Source organism: Streptomyces sp. ICC1, assembly GCF_003287935.1.
Taxonomy (GTDB): Bacteria; Actinomycetota; Actinomycetes; order Streptomycetales; family Streptomycetaceae; genus Streptomyces; species Streptomyces tritrimontium.
Window position 1 is genome coordinate 4,376,356 of sequence record NZ_CP030287.1, and the last position, 17,878, is coordinate 4,394,233.

At 72.1% G+C, this 17,878-nt stretch carries 16 protein-coding genes and 1 pseudogene; 12 read left to right on the forward strand and 5 right to left on the reverse strand.

Annotation, left to right across the window (positions count from 1 at the left end):
• Positions 1-15 precede the first annotated feature (15 nt).
• The 4 genes from DRB96_RS20610 (at position 16) to DRB96_RS20625 (ending at position 3,964) form a co-directional block, all read left to right on the forward strand.
• A complete protein-coding gene (locus tag DRB96_RS20610; RefSeq protein ID WP_204357781.1) occupies positions 16-705 on the forward strand; it encodes a glycerophosphodiester phosphodiesterase in 690 nt (229 codons plus the stop codon).
• Positions 706-800: 95 nt separating this feature from the next.
• The gene (locus DRB96_RS20615; protein ID WP_112453593.1) at positions 801-1,898 is read left to right on the forward strand and encodes a histidine kinase; all 1,098 of its coding nucleotides are present in this window, start codon (positions 801-803) and stop codon (positions 1,896-1,898) included.
• Positions 1,895-2,605: a response regulator transcription factor gene (locus DRB96_RS20620; protein ID WP_112449780.1), complete on the forward strand. Its 711-nt coding sequence runs from the start codon at positions 1,895-1,897 to the stop codon at positions 2,603-2,605. Before DRB96_RS20615 ends, DRB96_RS20620 begins: the two co-directional genes overlap by 4 nt.
• A 144-nt stretch (positions 2,606-2,749) precedes the next feature.
• On the forward strand, positions 2,750-3,964 hold the full coding sequence (locus tag DRB96_RS20625) for a serine hydrolase domain-containing protein (RefSeq protein WP_112449781.1): 1,215 nt from the start codon (positions 2,750-2,752) through the stop codon (positions 3,962-3,964).
• On the opposite strand, the gene DRB96_RS20630 is transcribed toward DRB96_RS20625, so the two are convergent.
• From DRB96_RS20630 to DRB96_RS20640, 3 genes are all read right to left on the reverse strand, one after another.
• A complete protein-coding gene (locus DRB96_RS20630) occupies positions 3,957-4,460 on the reverse strand; it encodes a hypothetical protein (protein WP_112449782.1) in 504 nt (167 codons plus the stop codon). The two genes, DRB96_RS20625 and DRB96_RS20630, sit on opposite strands and share 8 nt — an antisense overlap.
• A 104-nt stretch (positions 4,461-4,564) precedes the next feature.
• Positions 4,565-5,743, reverse strand: a complete 1,179-nt coding sequence (locus tag DRB96_RS20635; protein ID WP_112449783.1) for a spermidine/putrescine ABC transporter substrate-binding protein — start codon at positions 5,741-5,743, stop codon at positions 4,565-4,567.
• A gap of 104 nt (positions 5,744-5,847) precedes the next feature.
• Positions 5,848-7,287 (reverse strand): gamma-aminobutyraldehyde dehydrogenase, encoded by a 1,440-nt coding sequence (locus tag DRB96_RS20640; protein WP_112449784.1) that lies wholly within the window; start codon positions 7,285-7,287, stop codon positions 5,848-5,850.
• Positions 7,288-7,456: 169 nt separating this feature from the next.
• Here DRB96_RS20640 and DRB96_RS20645 point away from each other — a divergent pair, with 169 nt between their 5' ends.
• From DRB96_RS20645 to DRB96_RS20675, 7 genes and pseudogenes are all read left to right on the forward strand, one after another.
• Positions 7,457-7,960 (forward strand): Lrp/AsnC family transcriptional regulator, encoded by a 504-nt coding sequence (locus tag DRB96_RS20645; RefSeq protein WP_112449785.1) that lies wholly within the window; start codon positions 7,457-7,459, stop codon positions 7,958-7,960.
• Positions 7,945-9,324 carry an aspartate aminotransferase family protein gene (locus DRB96_RS20650; RefSeq protein ID WP_112449786.1) on the forward strand — a complete coding sequence of 460 codons (1,380 nt, stop codon included), beginning with the start codon at positions 7,945-7,947 and terminating at the stop codon, positions 9,322-9,324. Before DRB96_RS20645 ends, DRB96_RS20650 begins: the two co-directional genes overlap by 16 nt.
• A gap of 203 nt (positions 9,325-9,527) precedes the next feature.
• A pseudogene (locus DRB96_RS20655) lies at positions 9,528-10,250 on the forward strand (ATP-binding cassette domain-containing protein); the annotation flags it as partial.
• A 370-nt stretch (positions 10,251-10,620) separates the two neighbouring features.
• A complete protein-coding gene (locus DRB96_RS20660) occupies positions 10,621-11,727 on the forward strand; it encodes an NAD(P)/FAD-dependent oxidoreductase (protein WP_112449787.1) in 1,107 nt (368 codons plus the stop codon).
• An 81-nt stretch (positions 11,728-11,808) separates the two neighbouring features.
• Positions 11,809-12,324 (forward strand): hypothetical protein, encoded by a 516-nt coding sequence (locus DRB96_RS20665; protein WP_112449788.1) that lies wholly within the window; start codon positions 11,809-11,811, stop codon positions 12,322-12,324.
• A 156-nt stretch (positions 12,325-12,480) separates the two neighbouring features.
• On the forward strand, positions 12,481-14,100 hold the full coding sequence (gene lnt / locus DRB96_RS20670) for an apolipoprotein N-acyltransferase (RefSeq protein WP_112449789.1): 1,620 nt from the start codon (positions 12,481-12,483) through the stop codon (positions 14,098-14,100).
• A gap of 9 nt (positions 14,101-14,109) precedes the next feature.
• A complete protein-coding gene (locus tag DRB96_RS20675) occupies positions 14,110-14,661 on the forward strand; it encodes an NUDIX domain-containing protein (protein ID WP_112449790.1) in 552 nt (183 codons plus the stop codon).
• 13 nt (positions 14,662-14,674) lie between these two features.
• Here the strand turns inward: DRB96_RS20675 and DRB96_RS20680 are convergent, their stop codons facing one another.
• Positions 14,675-15,448, reverse strand: coding sequence for a trypsin-like serine protease (locus DRB96_RS20680; RefSeq protein ID WP_112449791.1), 774 nt, complete (start codon positions 15,446-15,448; stop codon positions 14,675-14,677).
• Between the two features lie 150 nt (positions 15,449-15,598).
• Here DRB96_RS20680 and DRB96_RS20685 point away from each other — a divergent pair, with 150 nt between their 5' ends.
• On the forward strand, positions 15,599-16,222 hold the full coding sequence (locus DRB96_RS20685; protein WP_112449792.1) for a hypothetical protein: 624 nt from the start codon (positions 15,599-15,601) through the stop codon (positions 16,220-16,222).
• Positions 16,223-16,285: 63 nt separating this feature from the next.
• Here DRB96_RS20685 and DRB96_RS20690 read toward each other — a convergent pair whose 3' ends face one another.
• Positions 16,286-17,776: a glycosyltransferase family 39 protein gene (locus DRB96_RS20690; protein ID WP_112453594.1), complete on the reverse strand. Its 1,491-nt coding sequence runs from the start codon at positions 17,774-17,776 to the stop codon at positions 16,286-16,288.
• Between the last annotated feature and the right edge of the window lie 102 nt (positions 17,777-17,878).

Below are 17,878 nucleotides of genomic sequence, written 5' to 3' on the forward strand. Positions count from 1 at the left end.
CGCAGAATGGGGTGCATGCGCACCCTGACTGCCGTAGGCCACCGCGGGGATCCCTACCGCGTCCGCGAGAACACCCTCGCCTCGATCCGCTCCGCCTTCGACCGCGGGGCGGACGCGGTCGAGATCGACGTGCGACTGACCCGCGACGGGGTCCCCGTGCTGCTCCACGACGAGAAGCTCCAGCGGCTGTGGGGCCACGACGTGCGGCTCGACGCCGTCACGGCCCCGCAGCTGCGGGAGTTGGCGGGCGGCGGGGTTCCGACCCTGCGCGAGGCCCTGATGGCGGCCGGCCCGGGCCGGGTCATGGTCGATCTGCCCGGCGCGACGGCCGAGACCGTGCGCACCGTCGTCGGACAGGTCCGCGAGTGCGGGGCGCGCGACCGCACGTACTACTGCGCGGGGCCGGACACCATGCTGGCCGTGCGCGCCGCCGACCCCGGCGCCGAGATCGCGCTGACCTGGACCACGCTGGCGCCGCCGCGCCGGGTGCTGATCGACGCGGTGGCCCCGAGCTGGCTCAACTACCGTTTCGGGCTGGTCGGCCGGGAGCTGGTGGACGCCGTGCACCGGGACGGCCTGCTGGTGTCGGCCTGGACCCCGGACACCAAGCGGTCGATGCGCGCGCTGGTCGCGGCCGGCGTCGACTCGATCACGACGAACCGGGTGGACGTGCTGACGGCGGTGCGGGCCGGGTTCGGCCGGTGACGCGCGCCTGGGGGGAACTCGGCGCGCGGATCCGGCGGACCGATCCGCGCCGGCAGGACCTGGGGCTGACGCTGCTGGTGCAACTGGCCGTCACCATGCCGTTCGTGGTCCCCCGGTCGGACGACGTGCCGCCCGCGGACTGGGCCTCGTACGCGATGACCTCGCTCGGCGTGCTTCCGCTGGTCTGGCGGCGGCGGGCTCCGGTGGCGGTGCTGGTCGCGATCCTGTTGGCGGGCGGCGCGTACAAGCTGGCGATCGACGGTCCGGGGCAGCCGCTTCCGTACGCGGGCCTGCTCGCCCTCTACACGATCGCCCTGCAGTGCACGGCCCGCGTCCGCCTCGCGGTGGGCGCGCTCACGGTCCTCACGGTCGCCGTGTCGGTGGGCTGGAACACCGGGACCGCGCGCGAACTGCTCTTCACGCTCTTCGTGTCGGGCGCCGCCTACGCGCTGGGCCGGCTCCAGCACACGCGTCAGGCCTACCTGAGCGCGGTGGAGGACCGGGCGGCACAGCTGGAGCGGGCCAACCGGATCGAGGCGGAGCAGGCCGCCGCCCGCGAACGGGCCCGGATCGCCCGGGAGATGCACGACATCCTCTCGCACGCGGTCAGCATCATGATCGTGCAGGCGGAGGCCGGTCCGGTGGCGGTTCGCCGGGCCCCGGAGCGGGCCGAGGCCGCCTTCGACGCCATCGCGGACGCGGGCCGGGAGGCGATGACGCAGCTGCGCGGCATGCTGGGCGTGCTGCGGGAGGACGGTCCGGCGCCGCGCGAGCCCCAGCCGGGGGTCGCCGGACTGCCCGCGCTGCTGGACCGGGTGCGGATGGGCGGCCCGGAGGTCTCGTACGAACAGACCGGCCGGGTGCGGGAGCTGGCCCCGGCGGTGGACACCACCGTGTACCGGATCGTGCAGGAGGCGCTGACCAACGTGGTCAAGCACGCGGAGGCCGGGCGGGTGGCGGTACGCCTCCACCACGCGCCCCGGGAACTGGCGATCACGGTGACGGACGACGGTCGGGGTCCCGCGCCGGGCGGCTCGGGCGGGCACGGCGCGCGGGGCGGCCACGGGCTGATCGGCGTACGGGAGCGGGCCGCGGCCCACGGGGGCACGGCGGAGTCCGGGCCCGGGCCCGGCGGGCGGGGCTTCTCGCTGCGGGTGGTGCTTGTAACCTCGCCGCTGGAGGTGTGGAATTGACGATCCGTGTGGTGGTGGCCGATGACCAGGAGCTGGTGCGCAGCGGCTTCGCGATGATCCTCGACGTCCAGGACGACATCGAGGTGGTGGCGGAGGTCGGGGACGGCGCGGCCGCCGTGGAGGCGGTCAGCTCGCTGCGGCCCGACGTGGTGCTGCTGGACGTGCGGATGCCGGTGCTCGACGGGATCGCGGCGTGCCGGACCATCACGGCGCAGAGTGCGTGCCGCACGGTGATGCTGACGACCTTCGACTCGGACGAGTACGTGTACGAGGCGCTGCACGCGGGGGCGAGCGGTTTCCTGCTGAAGGACGTGCGGCGGGACGACCTGGTGCACGCGGTACGGGTGGTGGCGGCGGGCGAGTCGCTGCTGGCGCCCTCGGTGGCGCGGCGGCTGATCGAGGAGTACACGGCGGCGACGGCCCGGTCGGCGGGGGCGGCCGCGGGGGCGGCGCTGTCCGCCGAGCGGCTGGCGGTGCTGACGGCCCGGGAGCGGGAGACGCTGCTGCACCTGGGGCGGGGGCTGTCGAACGCGGAGATCGCGGTGGCGCTGACGGTGAGCGAGCACACGGTGAAATCGCATGTGGGCAACGTGCTGTCGAAGCTGGGGCTGCGGGACCGGATCCAGGCGGTGATCTGCGCGTACGAGACGGGGCTGATCGCGGCCGGCGCGGTGTCCGGCTCTGGGGTATCTCCCTCTGGGGAGTGAGGTGGCGGGGGTCTCCTCCCCCGCGGTGGTGAGTTGTCGTACCGGTGAAAACCCCTCTCGGTGGTGATCCGCAACCACCGCTCTGACCTGGAGCATTGAGGTCATCGGGGCGGCACCGCCCCGCGGATCTCACAGGGGGAAACCATGAACGCGACCACGCGCACGCTGCTCGCCGCCGCTCTGGTCCTGGGCGTCGCGGCCGGACCGGCCGTCGCGCACGCCGCTCCGGCGCCGGCCTCGGCATCGGCCTCGGCGCCGGTCTCGGCCTCGCCCTCGGCGCTGTTCTCGACACCGCCCGATGCGGCGGCTCTGGAGCGGGCGATCGCCGGCCTCGGCGCCGACCACAAGTACGCCACGGCCGCGTCGGTCCGGGTGAGCGGTCCGAGCGGCAGCTGGCGGGGCAGCTCGGGCGTCTCGGACGTCCGCACGGGGGCGGCGGCGATCGCCGACGGCCGCTTCCGGGCCGGTTCGGTGACGAAGACCTTCACGGCGGCGGTGGTGCTTCAGCTGGCCGCGGAGCGCAGGGTCGATCTCGACAGGCCGGTCCAGGAGTACCTGCCGGGCACCTTCCCCGAGAACTTCGAGCCGATCTCGGTGCGGCAGCTGCTGAACTACACGAGCGGCATCCGCGCCGCCGACGGTCCCGGCGATTCCTTCTCCGCCCAGTGGGAGCACCGCTTCGACGTGACCGACCCGCACGCGCAGATCGCGAACGCCCTGGCGAAGGGGCCGGAGAGCGCTCCCGGCGCGTTCCAGCACTACCAGAACATCAATTACACGCTGCTGGGCGTCCTGATCGAGAAGGTGACGGGCTCGACGTACGAGAAGGCGGTCGAGAAGCGGATCCTGAAGCCGCTGGGCCTGCGCCAGACCTCCCTCCCGGGCCGGACGCAGACGCGGATCCCCGGCCGGCACAACCTCGGCTACCAGGCGGTGCCGCTGCCGGGCGGGGGTAGCGAACTGCGCGACGTCAGCGTGTGGAACGTGTCCGACCGATGGGCCGCGGGGGACCTCATCTCCTCGACGGCGGACCTGGAGCGGTTCACGCGGGCGCTGTTCGCCGGGCGGATCGTGCCCCGGCCCCAGCTGGAGGAGATGTTCACCGTCCCCGAGGGGGCCCTGGAGTTCGGGTCCGCCACGACGCCCGCCTCGCGGACGGCGGGGATGCAGCGGCTGGTCCTCCCGGACGGCACCGTGGTCTACGGCAAGACCGGTGCCCGCCCCGGCTACAGCACCGGGATCGGCGGCGCGGGGGACGGGTCGCGGATCGTGGTCTTCACGGTCAACTCCAAGGACGCCAAGAGCGAGGACCCGAGCCCGGTGACCGGGGCGATAGTCGCCGCGTCCATGGCTAGGTAGCCGGGGCGGGCACGGGCATCCTCTCGGGCACAGGCTCGGGCATGGCCTCCAGGCGCTTGATCATGCGGCGCAGGACCAGCAGGGGGACCACCCCGAAGACGCCGAACGACATGTCGATCAGCGACCAATAGAAGGGGATGCCCCGGATGGGCCCGCAGATCAGGGCCAGCGGGATGATGCCGGCGCAGGCGATCATGCCGGCGTCGACGATCCAGATGTTGCGGACGGGGTCGCGGTGGACCCCGTAGAAGAACACGGCGATCACCAGGTGGGCGAAGGCCAGCCAGTCGGTGCCGTAGAGGAGGAAGGGGTATGCGGAGTCCGCCTGGTCCAGTCCGTCGCCGACCCGGCGCAGCCACTCGTTGTCCAGCAGGGCATTGGCCCAGCGGAGTTCGCTGACCAGGGGGAAGGCCGTGAGTCCACTGAGTACGAGGCAGACGAGGAACAGGGTCAACCAGGCACGGATCCGCCGCTGAAGGGCGCTTCTCTCGCTCATGGAAGGAAGACTATCCAGTTTTCTGAACACGTTCAGCACTTTCCCTGAACATGTTCAGTTCCGTGGCCGGACCGTGATCACGACTCCGCGCGGCCCCGCGCGCCTCACAGGCCGACGATGGCGTTCCAGCGCTTGGCGAGGGGACCCCGCTCGGCCGAGGAGATGTCGCGGGACACCACCAGCCGCTTGCGCATCTCCTCGTCGGGGAAGATCAGCGGGTTCTCGGCCAGTTCGGCGGTCTCCCTGTCGTCGGAGGAGGCCAGGACTTCGCGGGCGGCCGGGACGGGGCAGACGTAGTTGACGGAAGCGGCCAGCTCCGCGGCCACGGCGGGGTCGTAGTAGAAGTCGACCAGGGCCTCCGCGTTGGCCTTGTGCCGGGCGAGGTTGGGGATGAGCAGGCTCTCCGCCCAGAGCTCGGCACCCTCCTCGGGGATCACGAACTCGATGTCGGGGTTGTCGGCCTGCAGCTGGATCACGTCTCCGGAGTAGGCCTGGCAGGCCAGGACGTCGCCCTTGCTGAGATCGGAGGTGTAGTCGTTGCCGGTGAAGCGGCGGATGTGCTTCTTCTTCACCATGCTCTCGACCTGGTCGCACATCCGGTGGAAGTCGGACTCGGTCCACCGGGTCACGTCGACGCCGTTGCCCTGCATCAGCAGCGAGAAGGACTCGTCGAGGCCGGAGAGGAGCGTGACCTTGCCCGCCAGGTCCGGGTGCCACAGGTCCTTGACCGACTTGATCTCCCGGCCGAGCGCCTTGCGGTTGTAGGCGATGCCGGTGATCCCCGACTGCCAGGGGACGGTGTGCAGCCGGCCCTCGTCGAAGGCCGGGGAGCGCAGCTGGGGGTCCAGGTACTTGGCCACGTTGCCCTGCGCCGAACGGTCCATCTTCTGGGTCCAGCCCAGGTGGACGAAGCGGGCGGCCATCCAGTCGCTGACCACGACCACGTCGTGGCCGGTCTCCTGGTGGTTCATCAGCGCCGGACTGACCTTGCCGAAGAACTCGTCGTTGTCGTTGATCTCCTCGGAGTACCGGACCTCGATGCCGGTCTTCTCCGAGAAGGCGTCCAGCGTCGGCCGCCGGGTCTCGTCCTCGTCGTCGGTGTCGATGTAGAGCGGCCAGTTCGAGAAGGAGACGCTCCGGTCCCGGTCGGAGCGGTCCCGGCCCTCCCGCCGGCCCTCGGGGACGTATGCGGCGGGGACACCACAGCCGGTGAGGGCGGCCAGCAGGCCCGCGGCACCGAGGCCGCGCAGCGCCGCGCGGCGGGAGAAGGCGAGTTCAGGCATGGGCAAAGCCTCGGGGAACGCGAAGGGGCGGGCAATAGACATGTTGTCTACTGCCCGCCCCATCAAGGCCTTGCCCTGATCAGTGCGATCGGCGCCGCGGAAGGTCAGCCGTCGAGCGAGGTCATCACGTGCTTGATCCGCGTGTAGTCCTCGAAGCCGTAGGCGGAGAGGTCCTTGCCGTAGCCGGACTTCTTGTACCCGCCGTGGGGCATCTCGGCGACGAGCGGGATGTGGGTGTTGATCCACACGCAGCCGAAGTCGAGGTTCTTGGACATCCGCATCGCGCGGCCGTGGTCCTTGGTCCACACGGAGGAGGCGAGGGCGAACTCGACGTCGTTCGCGTACTGCAGGGCCTGGGCCTCGTCCGTGAAGGACTGGACCGTGATGACGGGGCCGAAGACCTCGTTCTGGATGATCTCGTCATCCTGCTTGAGGCCGGAGACCACGGTCGGGGCGTAGAAGTAGCCCTTCTCGCCGACCCGGTGGCCGCCCGCCTCGACCTTGGCGTGGGCGGGGAGGCGCTCGATGAAGCCCGCGACCTGCTTCAGCTGGTTCGGGTTGTTCAGCGCGCCGTAGAGCACGTCCTCGTCGTCCGGCTGCCCGGTCTTGGTGTCGGCCGCGTTCTTGGCCAGCGCCGCGACGAACTCGTCGTGGATCGACTCGTGGACCAGGACGCGGCAGGCCGCCGTACAGTCCTGGCCGGCGTTGAAGAAGCCCGCGACCGCGATGTCCTCGGCGGCCTTGGCGATGTCGGCGTCTTCGAAGACCACGACGGGGGCCTTGCCGCCGAGCTCCAGGTGGACGCGCTTGACGTCCTTGGAGGCGCTTTCGGCGACCTGCATGCCCGCGCGGACCGAGCCGGTGATGGAGGCCATCGCCGGGGTGCGGTGCTCGACCATGGCGCGGCCGGTCTCGCGGTCGCCGCAGACGACGTTGAAGACGCCCTCGGGCAGGATCGAGCCCATGATCTCCGCCATCAGGACGGTGGAGGCCGGGGTGGTGTCCGAGGGCTTGAGGACCACGGTGTTGCCCGCGGCGAGGGCCGGGGCGAACTTCCAGACGGCCATCATCATCGGGTAGTTCCACGGCGCGACCTGGGCGCAGACGCCGACCGGCTCACGGCGCACGATCGAGGTCATGCCCTCCATGTACTCGCCGGCCGAACGGCCCTCGAGCAGGCGCGCGGCGCCCGCGAAGAAGCGGATCTGGTCCACCATCGGCGGCAGCTCCTCGCTGGCCGTGAGGCCCAGCGGCTTGCCGGTGTTCTCCGACTCGGTGGCGACCAGCTCGTCGGCGCGCGCCTCGAAGGCGTCCGCGATCTTCAGCAGCGCCTTCTGGCGCTCGGAGGGGGTCGCGTCGCGCCAGGCCGGGAAGGCCGCCGCGGCGGCGGCCATGGCCTCGTCGACGTCCGCCTGGCCGGAGAGCGGGGCGGTCGCGTACGCCTCGCCCGTGGCGGGGTTGACCACCTCGGTGGTCCGCCCGTCGGCGGCGTCCTTGAACTCCCCGCCGATGTAGTTGCGCAGACGACGCAGTTCGGTGGTCACTACAGCCACACTCCTGATCACATGTCCAGTGGTTGAGACAGCTCCTCAGCCTATCCCCTTGGACGCCGTTTTCGACAGGCCCACCCACCACGAACTACGGAATCGGTGAGATCCGAGGTCCGAAACAACGAATTACATCGTTCTCGCCTTGCGGAACAGACGACTCCTCGTGCAGAGTGAGGTTGTGGTCAGTCGAAGCGCAGATTCCAGGAACAGACAACCGTCCCCTTCGGTCGATGCTGTGTCCCTGGCGATCATCGAGCAACTGCAGGAGGACGGTCGCCGTCCCTACGCAGCGATCGGCAAGGCCGTGGGCCTGTCCGAAGCGGCGGTGCGCCAGCGCGTACAGAAGCTGCTCGACCAGGGCGTCATGCAGATCGTCGCGGTCACCGACCCGCTCACCGTGGGGCTACGGCGCCAGGCGATGGTCGGCATCAACGTCGAGGGAGACCTCGACCCGGTGGCCGATGCTCTGACCGCCATGGCCGAGTGCGAGTACGTGGTGATGACCGCGGGCTCGTTCGACCTAATGGTGGAGATCGTCTGCGAGGACGACGACCACCTGCTCGAAACGATCAACAAGAAGATCCGCGCGCTCCCCGGCGTGCGATCAACCGAAAGCTTCGTTTACCTGAAGCTGAAGAAGCAGACCTACATGTGGGGAACGCGATAGCCGTGAGCCAGGACCTCTCCAAGACCGCCTACGACCACCTGTGGATGCACTTCACCCGCATGTCGTCGTACGAGAACTCGCCCGTACCCACCATCGTGCGGGGCGAGGGCACCTACATCTTCGACGACAAGGGCAAGCGCTACCTGGACGGTCTCGCCGGCCTGTTCGTGGTCAACGCAGGTCACGGCCGCAAGGAACTGGCCGAGGTCGCGTACAAGCAGGCGCAGCAACTCGCGTTCTTCCCCATCTGGTCGTACGCGCACCCCAAGGCCGTCGAGCTCGCCGAGCGTCTCGCGCACTACGCTCCGGGCGACCTGAACAAGGTCTTCTTCACCACCGGTGGCGGCGAGGCCGTCGAGACCGCGTGGAAGCTCGCCAAGCAGTACTTCAAGCTGCAGGGCAAGCACACCAAGTACAAGGTCATCTCCCGCGCGGTCGCCTACCACGGCACCCCGCAGGGCGCGCTGTCCATCACCGGCCTGCCGGCCCTCAAGGCCCCCTTCGAGCCGCTGGTCCCCGGCGCGCACAAGGTGGTCAACACCAACATCTACCGCGCCCCGATCTACGGCGACGACCCCGAGGCCTACGGCCGCTGGTGCGCCGACCAGATCGAGCAGGAGATCCTGTTCGAGGGCGCCGACACCGTCGCCGCCGTCTTCCTCGAGCCGGTACAGAACGCCGGCGGCTGCTTCCCGCCGCCGCCCGGGTACTTCCAGCGGGTCCGCGAGATCTGCGACGAGTACGACGTGCTGCTCGTCTCCGACGAGACGATCTGCGCCTTCGGCCGTCTGGGCACGATGTTCGCCTGTGACAAGTTCGACTACATCCCGGACATGATCACCTGCGCCAAGGGCATGACCTCGGGCTACTCCCCGATCGGTGCCTGCATCATCTCGGACAAGCTCGCCGAGCCGTTCTACAAGGGTGACAACACCTTCCTGCACGGCTACACCTTCGGCGGACACCCGGTGTCCTCCGCGGTGGCGCTCGCCAACCTCGACATCTTCGACAAGGAAGGCCTCAACCAGCACGTGCTGGACAACGAGGACGCCTTCCGCTCGACGCTGGAGAAGCTGCACGACCTGCCGATCGTCGGCGACGTCCGCGGCAACGGCTACTTCTACGGCATCGAGCTCGTCAAGGACAAGGCCACCAAGGAGTCCTTCACGGACGAGGAGACGGAGCGCGTGCTCTACGGCTTCCTCTCCAAGGCGCTCTTCGAGAACGGCTTGTACTGCCGCGCCGACGACCGTGGCGACCCGGTCATCCAGCTGGCCCCGCCGCTGATCGCCGACCAGGGCACCTTCGACGAGATCGAGGGCATCCTGCGCCGCGTGCTCACCGAGGCCTGGACCAAGCTCTAACCAGCGGCGTCCGCCGGCCGCGAGCGGCAGGCGGTTCTTCGCGCAGTAGTCCGACCACACGGCCCGGATCCCCCGTTCGAGTGAGAACGCGGGTGTCCGGGCCGTGTGCTGTCCGCATCCAAGGCGTTCATCTCTTTACATCTCATTGTGGCGCCAGTGACCAAGCTGGCTCCGCTTCGTTCCCCCGGACGGAGGTGTACGCCATGGTGGCTCCACCGGACAACGCTCCGCCAGACAACGCCCTGCCCCGCGAGGACGTCCTCTGGGCGCGGTCCCTTCACTACTCCCACAGGGGGTCCCCCCGGACGAAGTCTGGGGGAGGTTCGCCGGGCCTCATCGGGGTCTCGATCGGCGTCCGCGCGGGCGAGATCCTCGCCGTCACCGGCCCGCGCGGCAGCGGCAAGACCACCCTGCTGGGCTGCCTCTCCGGTCAGCTGCGGCCCGAACAGGGCGAGGTCTGGTTCAACAGCGTCCCCGTGCACACCATGGGGGCCCTGGCCCGCGAGCGGCTGCGCCGCGACCGGTTCGGCTGGATCGGCCCCGAGCCAGGGCTGCTGCCCGAGCTCCGGGTCTGGGAGAACGCCGCGCTGCCGCTGCTGATCGCCGGCGCGACCCACCGCAGTGCCAAACGGGCCGCCTGCGAATGGCTGGACCGCCTCGACATCAGCGCCTTCGCCCGCAAGCACCCCGACGCCCTCAACCGGGCCGAGTCCCAGCGCGTGGCCCTCGCCCGCGCCCTCGTGGGCGAGCCCGCCGTGATCTTCGCCGACGAGCCCACGGCCCCGCTGCACCGCGCCGAGCGCGCCCTGCTGCTCCGTACGCTCACCACCGCGGCCCGCTCGCACGGCATCACCGTCCTGCTGGCCACCCACGATGAGGAGACCGCCGCCGTCGCCGACCGGCGGGTCGCCCTGCTCGACGGCCGCCCCGCCGCGGCCGCGCCCCTCCTCCTCCCCGCCCCCCCCCTCTTACCCATTTCCGAGCCCCCGCGCCTCCGCCAGCCCTCCCTTTTCCTCCTTGTCTTTCACAAAGAAAAACACATCATCCTTAATCATAACTTCAAGCTGCATGGGCCGCGCAAGGGACGACTTGCCCCCCCGCGGCAAGTCCCTGTAGCTTATTCACCTCTCCCAGCCTCCCATACTTCGCCATCGCTGCCTGCCGGGAGAACGGCTTGGCCGCGTCCCGCAGCCGGTCCCTTCGGTCCTGGTTCACGTTGCCAGCCTAACCACGTCCGTGGTACCACAGGTGTAGCACCACGGCTGTGGTGGTTGGTGACGGGGTGAGGGGTGCGCCATGGACACGAGTGCGGCGGGTGCGGAAGCGGGAGCGGACGCCGGTTCGGACGCCGGTTCGGACGGGGGCTCGGCGCTCGTCGTCGGCGCCGGGGTCGGCGGGCTCGCCACCGCCATCGGCCTGCGCCGCGCCGGATGGACGGTGACCGTCCTCGAGCGCCGGGCCGCGCCGGAGCGCTACGGAACCGCCTTCGGCATCCACCCCACCGCCCAGTCGGCCCTGGACCGGCTCGGTCTCGGCGCCGCGCTCCGGGAGCGGGCGGTCCCGTACCGGGACGCGCGGATCCGGCGTCCCGACGGCCGGGTGCTGGCCGCGCTCCCGCTCGAGCGGATCGAGCGCAAGGCGGGCCGGCCCGAACTCCTCGTGTCCCGCCCCCACCTGATCGACGCGCTGCCCGCCGAGCTCGACCGGCTCGGCGGCACGGACATCGCGTACGGGTGCCCCTACGATCCCGGGGCCCCGGGCGGCGCCGACCTGCTCGTCGGCGCCGACGGCATCAACAGTGCGGTCCGCGCCGCCCGCTTCGGCGCGGCCAGCGCCCCGCGCGAGCTCGCCGAGGCGGCCTGGATCGGCATCGCCGGATTCGAGACCGGCGTCTACGGCGAGACCTGGGGCCGCGGCCGCTTCTTCGGGATGACCCCCGTCGAGCCCGGCCGCACCAACTGGTACGCCACCGTCCCCGGGGCCACCACCGCGCGGGAACTGCGGGCCGCCTTCGCCGACTGGCACGACCCGATCCCGCGCGTGCTCGCCGACACCGACCCGCAGACCTGGATCCGCTACCCGATGCGCCACCTCCACCCGGCGCTGCCCTCCTTCACCCGCACGGCCGGACACGGGCCCGTCGCGCTGGTCGGCGACGCGGCGCACGCCATGACCCTGAACCTCGGCCAGGGCGCGTGCACCGCGCTCCTCGACGCCGAAGCGCTGGCCCGGGCCGTCGCCGCCCACGGACCCGGTGGCCTGCCCGCCGCGCTGCGCGCGTACGACGGTGAGCGCCGCCGCAGCGCCCAGCGGGTGGCCCTCGGCTCCAGGACCCTGCACCGCTTCATGACGGCCCGCCGCCCGGCCTTGCGGGACGCGCTCGTCGGCCTCCTCCCCAGCTAGGGGGGTGGTCCGCGGCTCGCCGCCGGACCCGGGCGGGCGAGGGCGGTGGCGTGCGGGGGGAACGTGAGTACGCTGCTACACATGACGGTTCACCCCCCGGGTCCGCTCTGGACTGGCCGGGCCTCCAACCGCGTGCAGTGGCTGCTCGCCGCGGCCGGTGCGGCCTGCCTCGCCCTCGGCGTCGAGCTGGCCGTGGACCACGCCGGGGACGTCGGCATCGTCGCGCTGCTCATGGCGGTGATCGGCTGCCTCGCCGCGGGCCTGCTGATCCTCTTCGGCACCCTGGCCTTCGTGCACGTCGCCGTCACCGTCGACGCGGAGGCGGTGGAAGTGCGCTGCGGCCACATCGGAGTGCCGCGCCGGAAGATCCGGCTCGCCGAGGTGGCCTCCGCCGAGTTCGTCCCCCGGATCACCCCCCAGCAGTGGGGCGGCTGGGGCTACCGCTGGCGCCCCGAGAAGGGCACCGCCGTCATCGTGCGGCGCGGCGAGGGCGTGGAGCTGAGGCTCGGCGACGGCAAGCTCTTCACCGTCACGGTGGACGACGCCGCGAACGCGGTCCTCGTGATCCGCACCCATCTGCGGTCCCTCGCCCACTGATCCGGACGCGGGCCGGGACCCGAGCGCGGGCACCGGCCCGGGCACCGACCCGGCGCCCCGGGCTGCGACCCGGGCTGCGAGCCACCCGACGCATCACCCGACGCACCACCCGCCGGGCCGTCCGCCGGCACAGGCCGGGGACGTACACTCCGCCAGATGAGCAGCAGTGCGACCCGCGCGGCCGGAAACGAGCCCCCGAAGCCCGTCAGCCGGCCCGAAGCGGAAGCGGAATCAGTGACCCGTTCCCCGGAGTCCCCCGCGCGGCGGTGGGCCGAGCGGCTGGCGCGCCCCGCCCTCGCCGCCCTCTCCGGCGTGCTGCTCTACCTCAGCTTCCCGCCCCGCCCCCTGTGGTGGCTGGCCCCCCTCGCGCTCGCCCTGCTCGGCTGGTGCCTGTACGGGCGCCGCGCACGGGCCGGGTTCGGCCTCGGCCTCCTGCACGGCCTCGCCTTCCTGCTGCCGCTGCTCGTCTGGACCGGTGAGGGCGTCGGCCCGGTCCCGTGGCTGGCCCTCGTCACCCTCGAATCCCTCCTCCTCGGCCTGACCACCCTCGGCATCGCCCTCGTCACCCGGCTCCCCGCCTGGCCGCTGTGGGGCGCCGCCGTCTGGATCGCCGGCGAGGCCCTGCGCGCCCGGGCCCCCTTCGGCGGCTTCTCCTGGGGCAAGCTCGCCTACGGACAGCCCGACGGGGTCTTCCTGCCGCTCGTGGCGTTCGGCGGCACCCCGCTGCTCTCCTTCGCCGTGGCCCTGTGCGGATTCGGCCTCTACGAGGTGGTGCGCGTCGGCGCCGACACCCGCCGGGCCACCGCCGCGCTGCTCGCCGCCACCGCCGTGGCCGCCCCGCTCGCCGGCGCCCTCGCGGCCCGGCCCCTGGTCTCCGACACGGCAGAGGACGGCACCGTGATCGCCGCCGTCATCCAGGGCAACGTCCCGCGCGCCGGCTTCGACTTCAACGCCCAGCGCCGCCAGGTCCTCGACAACCACGCCAACCGCACCATCCAGCTCGCCGAGGACGTCAAGGCCGGCCGGGTGCCCAAGCCGGACTTCGTCGTCTGGCCGGAGAACTCCTCCGACATCGACCCGTACGCCGAGGCCGACGCCTACGCCGTCATCGACAACGCGGTCAAGGCCATCGGGGTGCCCGTCGCCATCGGCTCCGTACTGGCCCCCGAGACCGGACCGCTGCGCAACACGATGATCCTGTGGGACCCGGTCAAGGGCCCCACCGACACCTACGACAAGCGCAAGATCCAGCCCTTCGGCGAGCGCATCCCGATGCGGTCCTTCGTCCGCCTCTTCAGCTCCGACGTCGACCGGGTGCGCCGCGACTTCGGCCCCGGCGAGGAGCCCGGCGTCTTCGACATGGCGGGCAGCGGAGTCGGCATGGTCACCTGCTACGAAGCCGCCTTCGACGACGCCGTCCGCTCCACCGTCCAGGCCGGCGCCCAGGTCATCGCGGTGCCCAGCAACAACGCCACCTTCGGCCGCACCGAGATGACCTACCAGCAGCTGGCCATGGACCGGGTCCGCGCCGTCGAGCACAGCCGCACCGTCCTGGTCCCCGTCACCAGCGGGGTCAGCGCCGTCATCCGCCCCGACGGTGCGATCGTGCAGCAGACGAAGATGTTCACCGCCGACGCCCTGGTCGCGGAGATCCCGCTGCGCTCCACCGAGACCCCCGCCACCCGCTACGGCCCGCTCGCCGAGTACGTCCTGCTGGCCGTCGCCGCGGCCGGCCTCGGCTGGTCGTTCGCCCGCCGCTTCGCGAAGGACTCGTAAGGTCGGGGGATGACCACACCCGACTTCATCCGCACCCTGCGCGCCACCGCCGGGCACCAGCTGCTCCTGCTGCCCGGGGTGACCGCCATCGTCGTCGACGACCTGGGGCGGGTGCTGCTCGGGCGGCGCGCCGACACCGGGCGCTGGTCGGTGATCGGCGGGATCGCCGAGCCGGGGGAGCAGCCCGCCGACACGGCGGTGCGCGAGGTGTACGAGGAGACGGCGGTGCGGTGCGTACCGGAGCGGGTGGTGCTGGTGGAGATGCTCCCGCCGATGACGTACCCCAACGGCGACGTCTGCCAGTTCCAGGACATCACCTTCCGCTGCCGGGCCACGGGCGGGCGGGCGCGCGTCAACGACAACGAGTCGCTGGAGGTGGCCTGGTTCGAGCCGGACGCGCTGCCGGAGCCGCTGGAGTCCTTCGCCGTCGACCGGATCCGCCGGGCCCTGCGGGACGAGCCGACCTGGTTCGAGGCCCCCGCCACGTCCGCCACGGCCGCCGCGTCCGCGACTCCCGGCACGCAGAGCACGCAGAGCACGCAGAGCACGCGGGGCGCGTAGGGCGTACGGCGCCTCAGCCGTTGTCGGCCGCCTCCCGGTAGAGCTCCACCGCCTGGTCGCCCATGACCGCGCTGTACGAGACCTCCGGGACGGTCCCGCCGCCCTCGTGGCCGCCGAGGACCCCCGCGAGGGCGCCGTCGACGAGCCAGGGACTGCCGCTGGTGCCGCCGCTGAGCTCGGGGCAGTCGATGCGGCGCTGGGTCGCGGAGAGCAGCGTCGTGCCGTTGGCGCAGTACAGCGGGGACTCGTCCGAACTCGGATAGCCCACGATCGAGACCGTGGCGTCGGCGGGCTGCTCCGCCGCCACCGGGAAGCCGCCGACCACGTCCTCGACCTGCCGGCCGTCCAGCGGGGCCAGCGTGGCGAAGGCGATGTCGTGGTCCGGGTTCCGGCCGTCCGTCCAGTCCGGCGCCACGTACATGTCCGTCAACTTCCACAGGCCGTACGGTGCCTCGCCGTCCCGGTAGCCGGGGGCGAAGTAGGTGTCGTCCAGGGCCCCCAGACAGTGCGCCGCGGTGGCGATCACGTCGCGGTCCTCGCTGCGCACCACGGAGGCCGTGCAGAAGTGCCCACCGCCGAGGCCGCCCGCGAAGAGCGCGCCGACGCGCTGGGCCGTCGCGTCGGCCGCGGCCGTCGCGGTGACGCCGAGCGGCGGCTTCGCGAGCGCGTCGGGCACGTCGACGCTGAGCAGCGCGGTCATCGCGGCCAGGGCGAGCAGGATCCGGGACGCGCGCCGGCCACGGGCGCGGGGGCGGCGGTCCGGTCGGTGGGGAAGGCGCTGGATCATGCCCAGAGCCTCGTCGGCGAACCTGTGGCCGGAGTCGGGTAATTCATGTGAATCGGCTGTGAAGTCGCCGCCGGGGGTCCCTCGGGGGTCCGCCGTGGAGCGCGAAATCCCCTTGGTGTCAGAGCCGGACCGCACGGAGAATCACGGCCCATGGGAACAGACATACATGGATTCGTGGAGTGCGTGGTCGAGGACGACGAGCCGTGGGTGGCGGCCGTCGACATCGAGCTGCTCCACCACGGGCGGTCGTACGACGCCTTCGGCTGCCTCTTCGGCATGCGCAACTTCGCCGGCTTCCGGCCGCTCGCCGAGGACAGGGGGCTGCCGAAGGACGTCTCGGACGTGGTGCGCGCGCAGTTCGCGGACTGGGGCGTCGACGGGCACAGCCCCACCTGGATCAGCTGGGCCGAGCTCAAGCGGGTCGACTGGTCGGAGCCGGCGGAGCGGGTCGACGCCCGCATCCACGAGTACCGCCGCACCGACGAAGGCTGGGTGATGACCGGCAAGACGGGCTGGGACCCGCGGATCGCCGAGGTGGCGGGCCTGTCCACCGTCCGCGACCCCGGCAGGCTGTTCCGGTACGAGGCGCACGACTTGCCGGAGGGCACCGAATGGCCTGACGGCGATGACCGCCTCTACCGGATCGGGCGGATCACCCGGCGCGACGCCGTCGCACCCGACGGGGAATGGAAGCCGCTCTGGACGGTGATGGAAACCCTCGCCGGGCTGTACGGCGACGAACGGGTCCGGCTCACCGTGTGGTTCGACAACTGAGGCCCCTGCCCGCGCCCGCGGGCCGTCCTCGGTGTCCCGCGCCCGCGCCCGCGCCCGGCGGGATCAGGGGCGGCGTTCGTACACCGTCACCCGGCGGCCCCTGAGCTGCACGTCCTCGACCACGGTGAAGTCCGCCGCCAGGACGGCGGCCTTCATCCTGTCCGCCGCGGAGCCCGGGGGCCTCGCCGCCTTCGCCGCGTCCGTCACCAGCAGTATCCGGCGCCGCCCGCCCAGCGCCGCCCGGATCCGGTCAGGGCCGGCCTCCTCGCCCTTGAGGGTGCCCGATTCCACCGGGCCGCGCGCCAGCGCGACGTCCGTCAGCCCCGCGAACGCCCCGGGCGAGACCAGCGCGGTGTCCCGCCGGGCCGCCGGGACGAAGAGCACCCCGTCGCCGTCCCGCTTCAGCCGGGACACCTCCCCGGCCGCCGCCCGTACGTCGTCCACCCGGCTGGCCGGGGACCGGTCGGCCAGCGCCACCGGCAGCATCGCCAGCGCCGCGACCCCGACCACGGCCGGTACGAGCGCGGCCGACGCCTTCGGACACCGCGGCGCGAGGGCCCGTACGGCCGCACCGAGCCCCGCGCCGATCAGCAGGGCCAGGCCCAGCATGGCGAACAGCACGTACCGGTCCAGGAACAGCGGCTGGACCAGCGAGGCGGCGGCCAGCCCCAGCAGCGGCACGGCCAGCAGCGGCAGCCCGACCGATGCCGCCGACAGCCGCCGGCGCCGGCCGGTGCGCGGCCCGTTCCACCGGTCCGCCCACGCCCCCAGCGCGCCGACCGCCAGCAGGACCGCCGGGCCGATCAGCATGTGCCAGGTCAGCGGCGGAATCCACGAGACCTGCCCGGACTGGGTCCGGCTGAACAGGATCAGCGGCAGTGCCCCCGCCACGGCCGCCGCCGAGGCGGCCAGCCAGCGCGCCGGGACGCCGCGCCCGGCCCGCACCCACCACAGGGTCACCGCGTGCGCGGGAAGGATCAGCAGCGAGAACCAGTTCAGCAGCGCGCAGACCAGCACGACGCCCCCGTACGCCGTCCAGCGCGGCCAGCTCCGCCGCCCGGCCCCGGCCCCGGCGCCGGGTGCGGGTGCGAGCAGCGAGACCAGCAGCAGGGTCGAGACCCCGGCGCCGCCCGCGACCAGCGCGTACGGGCGGCCCTCCTGGAGCTGGAACTGCACGGCGGGCAGCAGCCCGAGGGCCAGCCCGCCGGCCGCTCCCGCCCACGGGCCGGCCAGCCGGCGCCCGATCAGCGCCACGCACGCTGCGGCCACCGCCACCGCCAGCACGGAGGGGAGGCGCAGGGTCGTCGTACTCGCCCCGAAGGCCTCGAAGAGGAAGTGCATCAGCAGGTAGTACAGGCCGTGGACGGCGTCCACGGTGCCGAGCATGTGCCAGATCTCGCCGGGGGAGCGCGCCGCCACCTGCCAGGTCGCCGCCTCGTCCCGCCACACGCTGTCCTGCCGGGAGAGCCCCCACAGTCCGAGCGCCAGCGTCCAGAAGACCGGAACCAGCCACGCCAGGTACGGGCGCGGGGCGGTGGATATGTGGGATGTCATGAAGGCGTAGGGGTCCTCGGTCAACAGTTCGGGCGGAAACCACCAGTCTATGGACGACACGGACGGTTTCCGGACCGGGTGTTGTGCACGACGGAGCGTGAG

Bases quoted from the DNA above. Each gene is read 5' to 3' on its own strand.
- DRB96_RS20615 (WP_112453593.1), top strand. From the start codon at position 801: ATGCCGTTCGTGGTCCCCCGGTCGGACGACGTGCCGCCCGCGGACTGG.
- DRB96_RS20665 (WP_112449788.1), top strand. From the start codon at position 11,809: ATGACGGTTCACCCCCCGGGTCCGCTCTGGACTGGCCGGGCCTCCAAC.
- DRB96_RS20610 (WP_204357781.1), top strand. From the start codon at position 16: ATGCGCACCCTGACTGCCGTAGGCCACCGCGGGGATCCCTACCGCGTC.
- DRB96_RS20690 (WP_112453594.1), bottom strand. From the start codon at position 17,776: ATGACATCCCACATATCCACCGCCCCGCGCCCGTACCTGGCGTGGCTG.
- DRB96_RS20635 (WP_112449783.1), bottom strand. From the start codon at position 5,743: ATGCCTGAACTCGCCTTCTCCCGCCGCGCGGCGCTGCGCGGCCTCGGT.
- DRB96_RS20625 (WP_112449781.1), top strand. From the start codon at position 2,750: ATGAACGCGACCACGCGCACGCTGCTCGCCGCCGCTCTGGTCCTGGGC.
- DRB96_RS20660 (WP_112449787.1), top strand. From the start codon at position 10,621: ATGGACACGAGTGCGGCGGGTGCGGAAGCGGGAGCGGACGCCGGTTCG.
- lnt (WP_112449789.1), top strand. From the start codon at position 12,481: ATGAGCAGCAGTGCGACCCGCGCGGCCGGAAACGAGCCCCCGAAGCCC.
- DRB96_RS20675 (WP_112449790.1), top strand. From the start codon at position 14,110: ATGACCACACCCGACTTCATCCGCACCCTGCGCGCCACCGCCGGGCAC.
- DRB96_RS20685 (WP_112449792.1), top strand. From the start codon at position 15,599: ATGGGAACAGACATACATGGATTCGTGGAGTGCGTGGTCGAGGACGAC.
- DRB96_RS20630 (WP_112449782.1), bottom strand. From the start codon at position 4,460: ATGAGCGAGAGAAGCGCCCTTCAGCGGCGGATCCGTGCCTGGTTGACC.
- DRB96_RS20680 (WP_112449791.1), bottom strand. From the start codon at position 15,448: ATGATCCAGCGCCTTCCCCACCGACCGGACCGCCGCCCCCGCGCCCGT.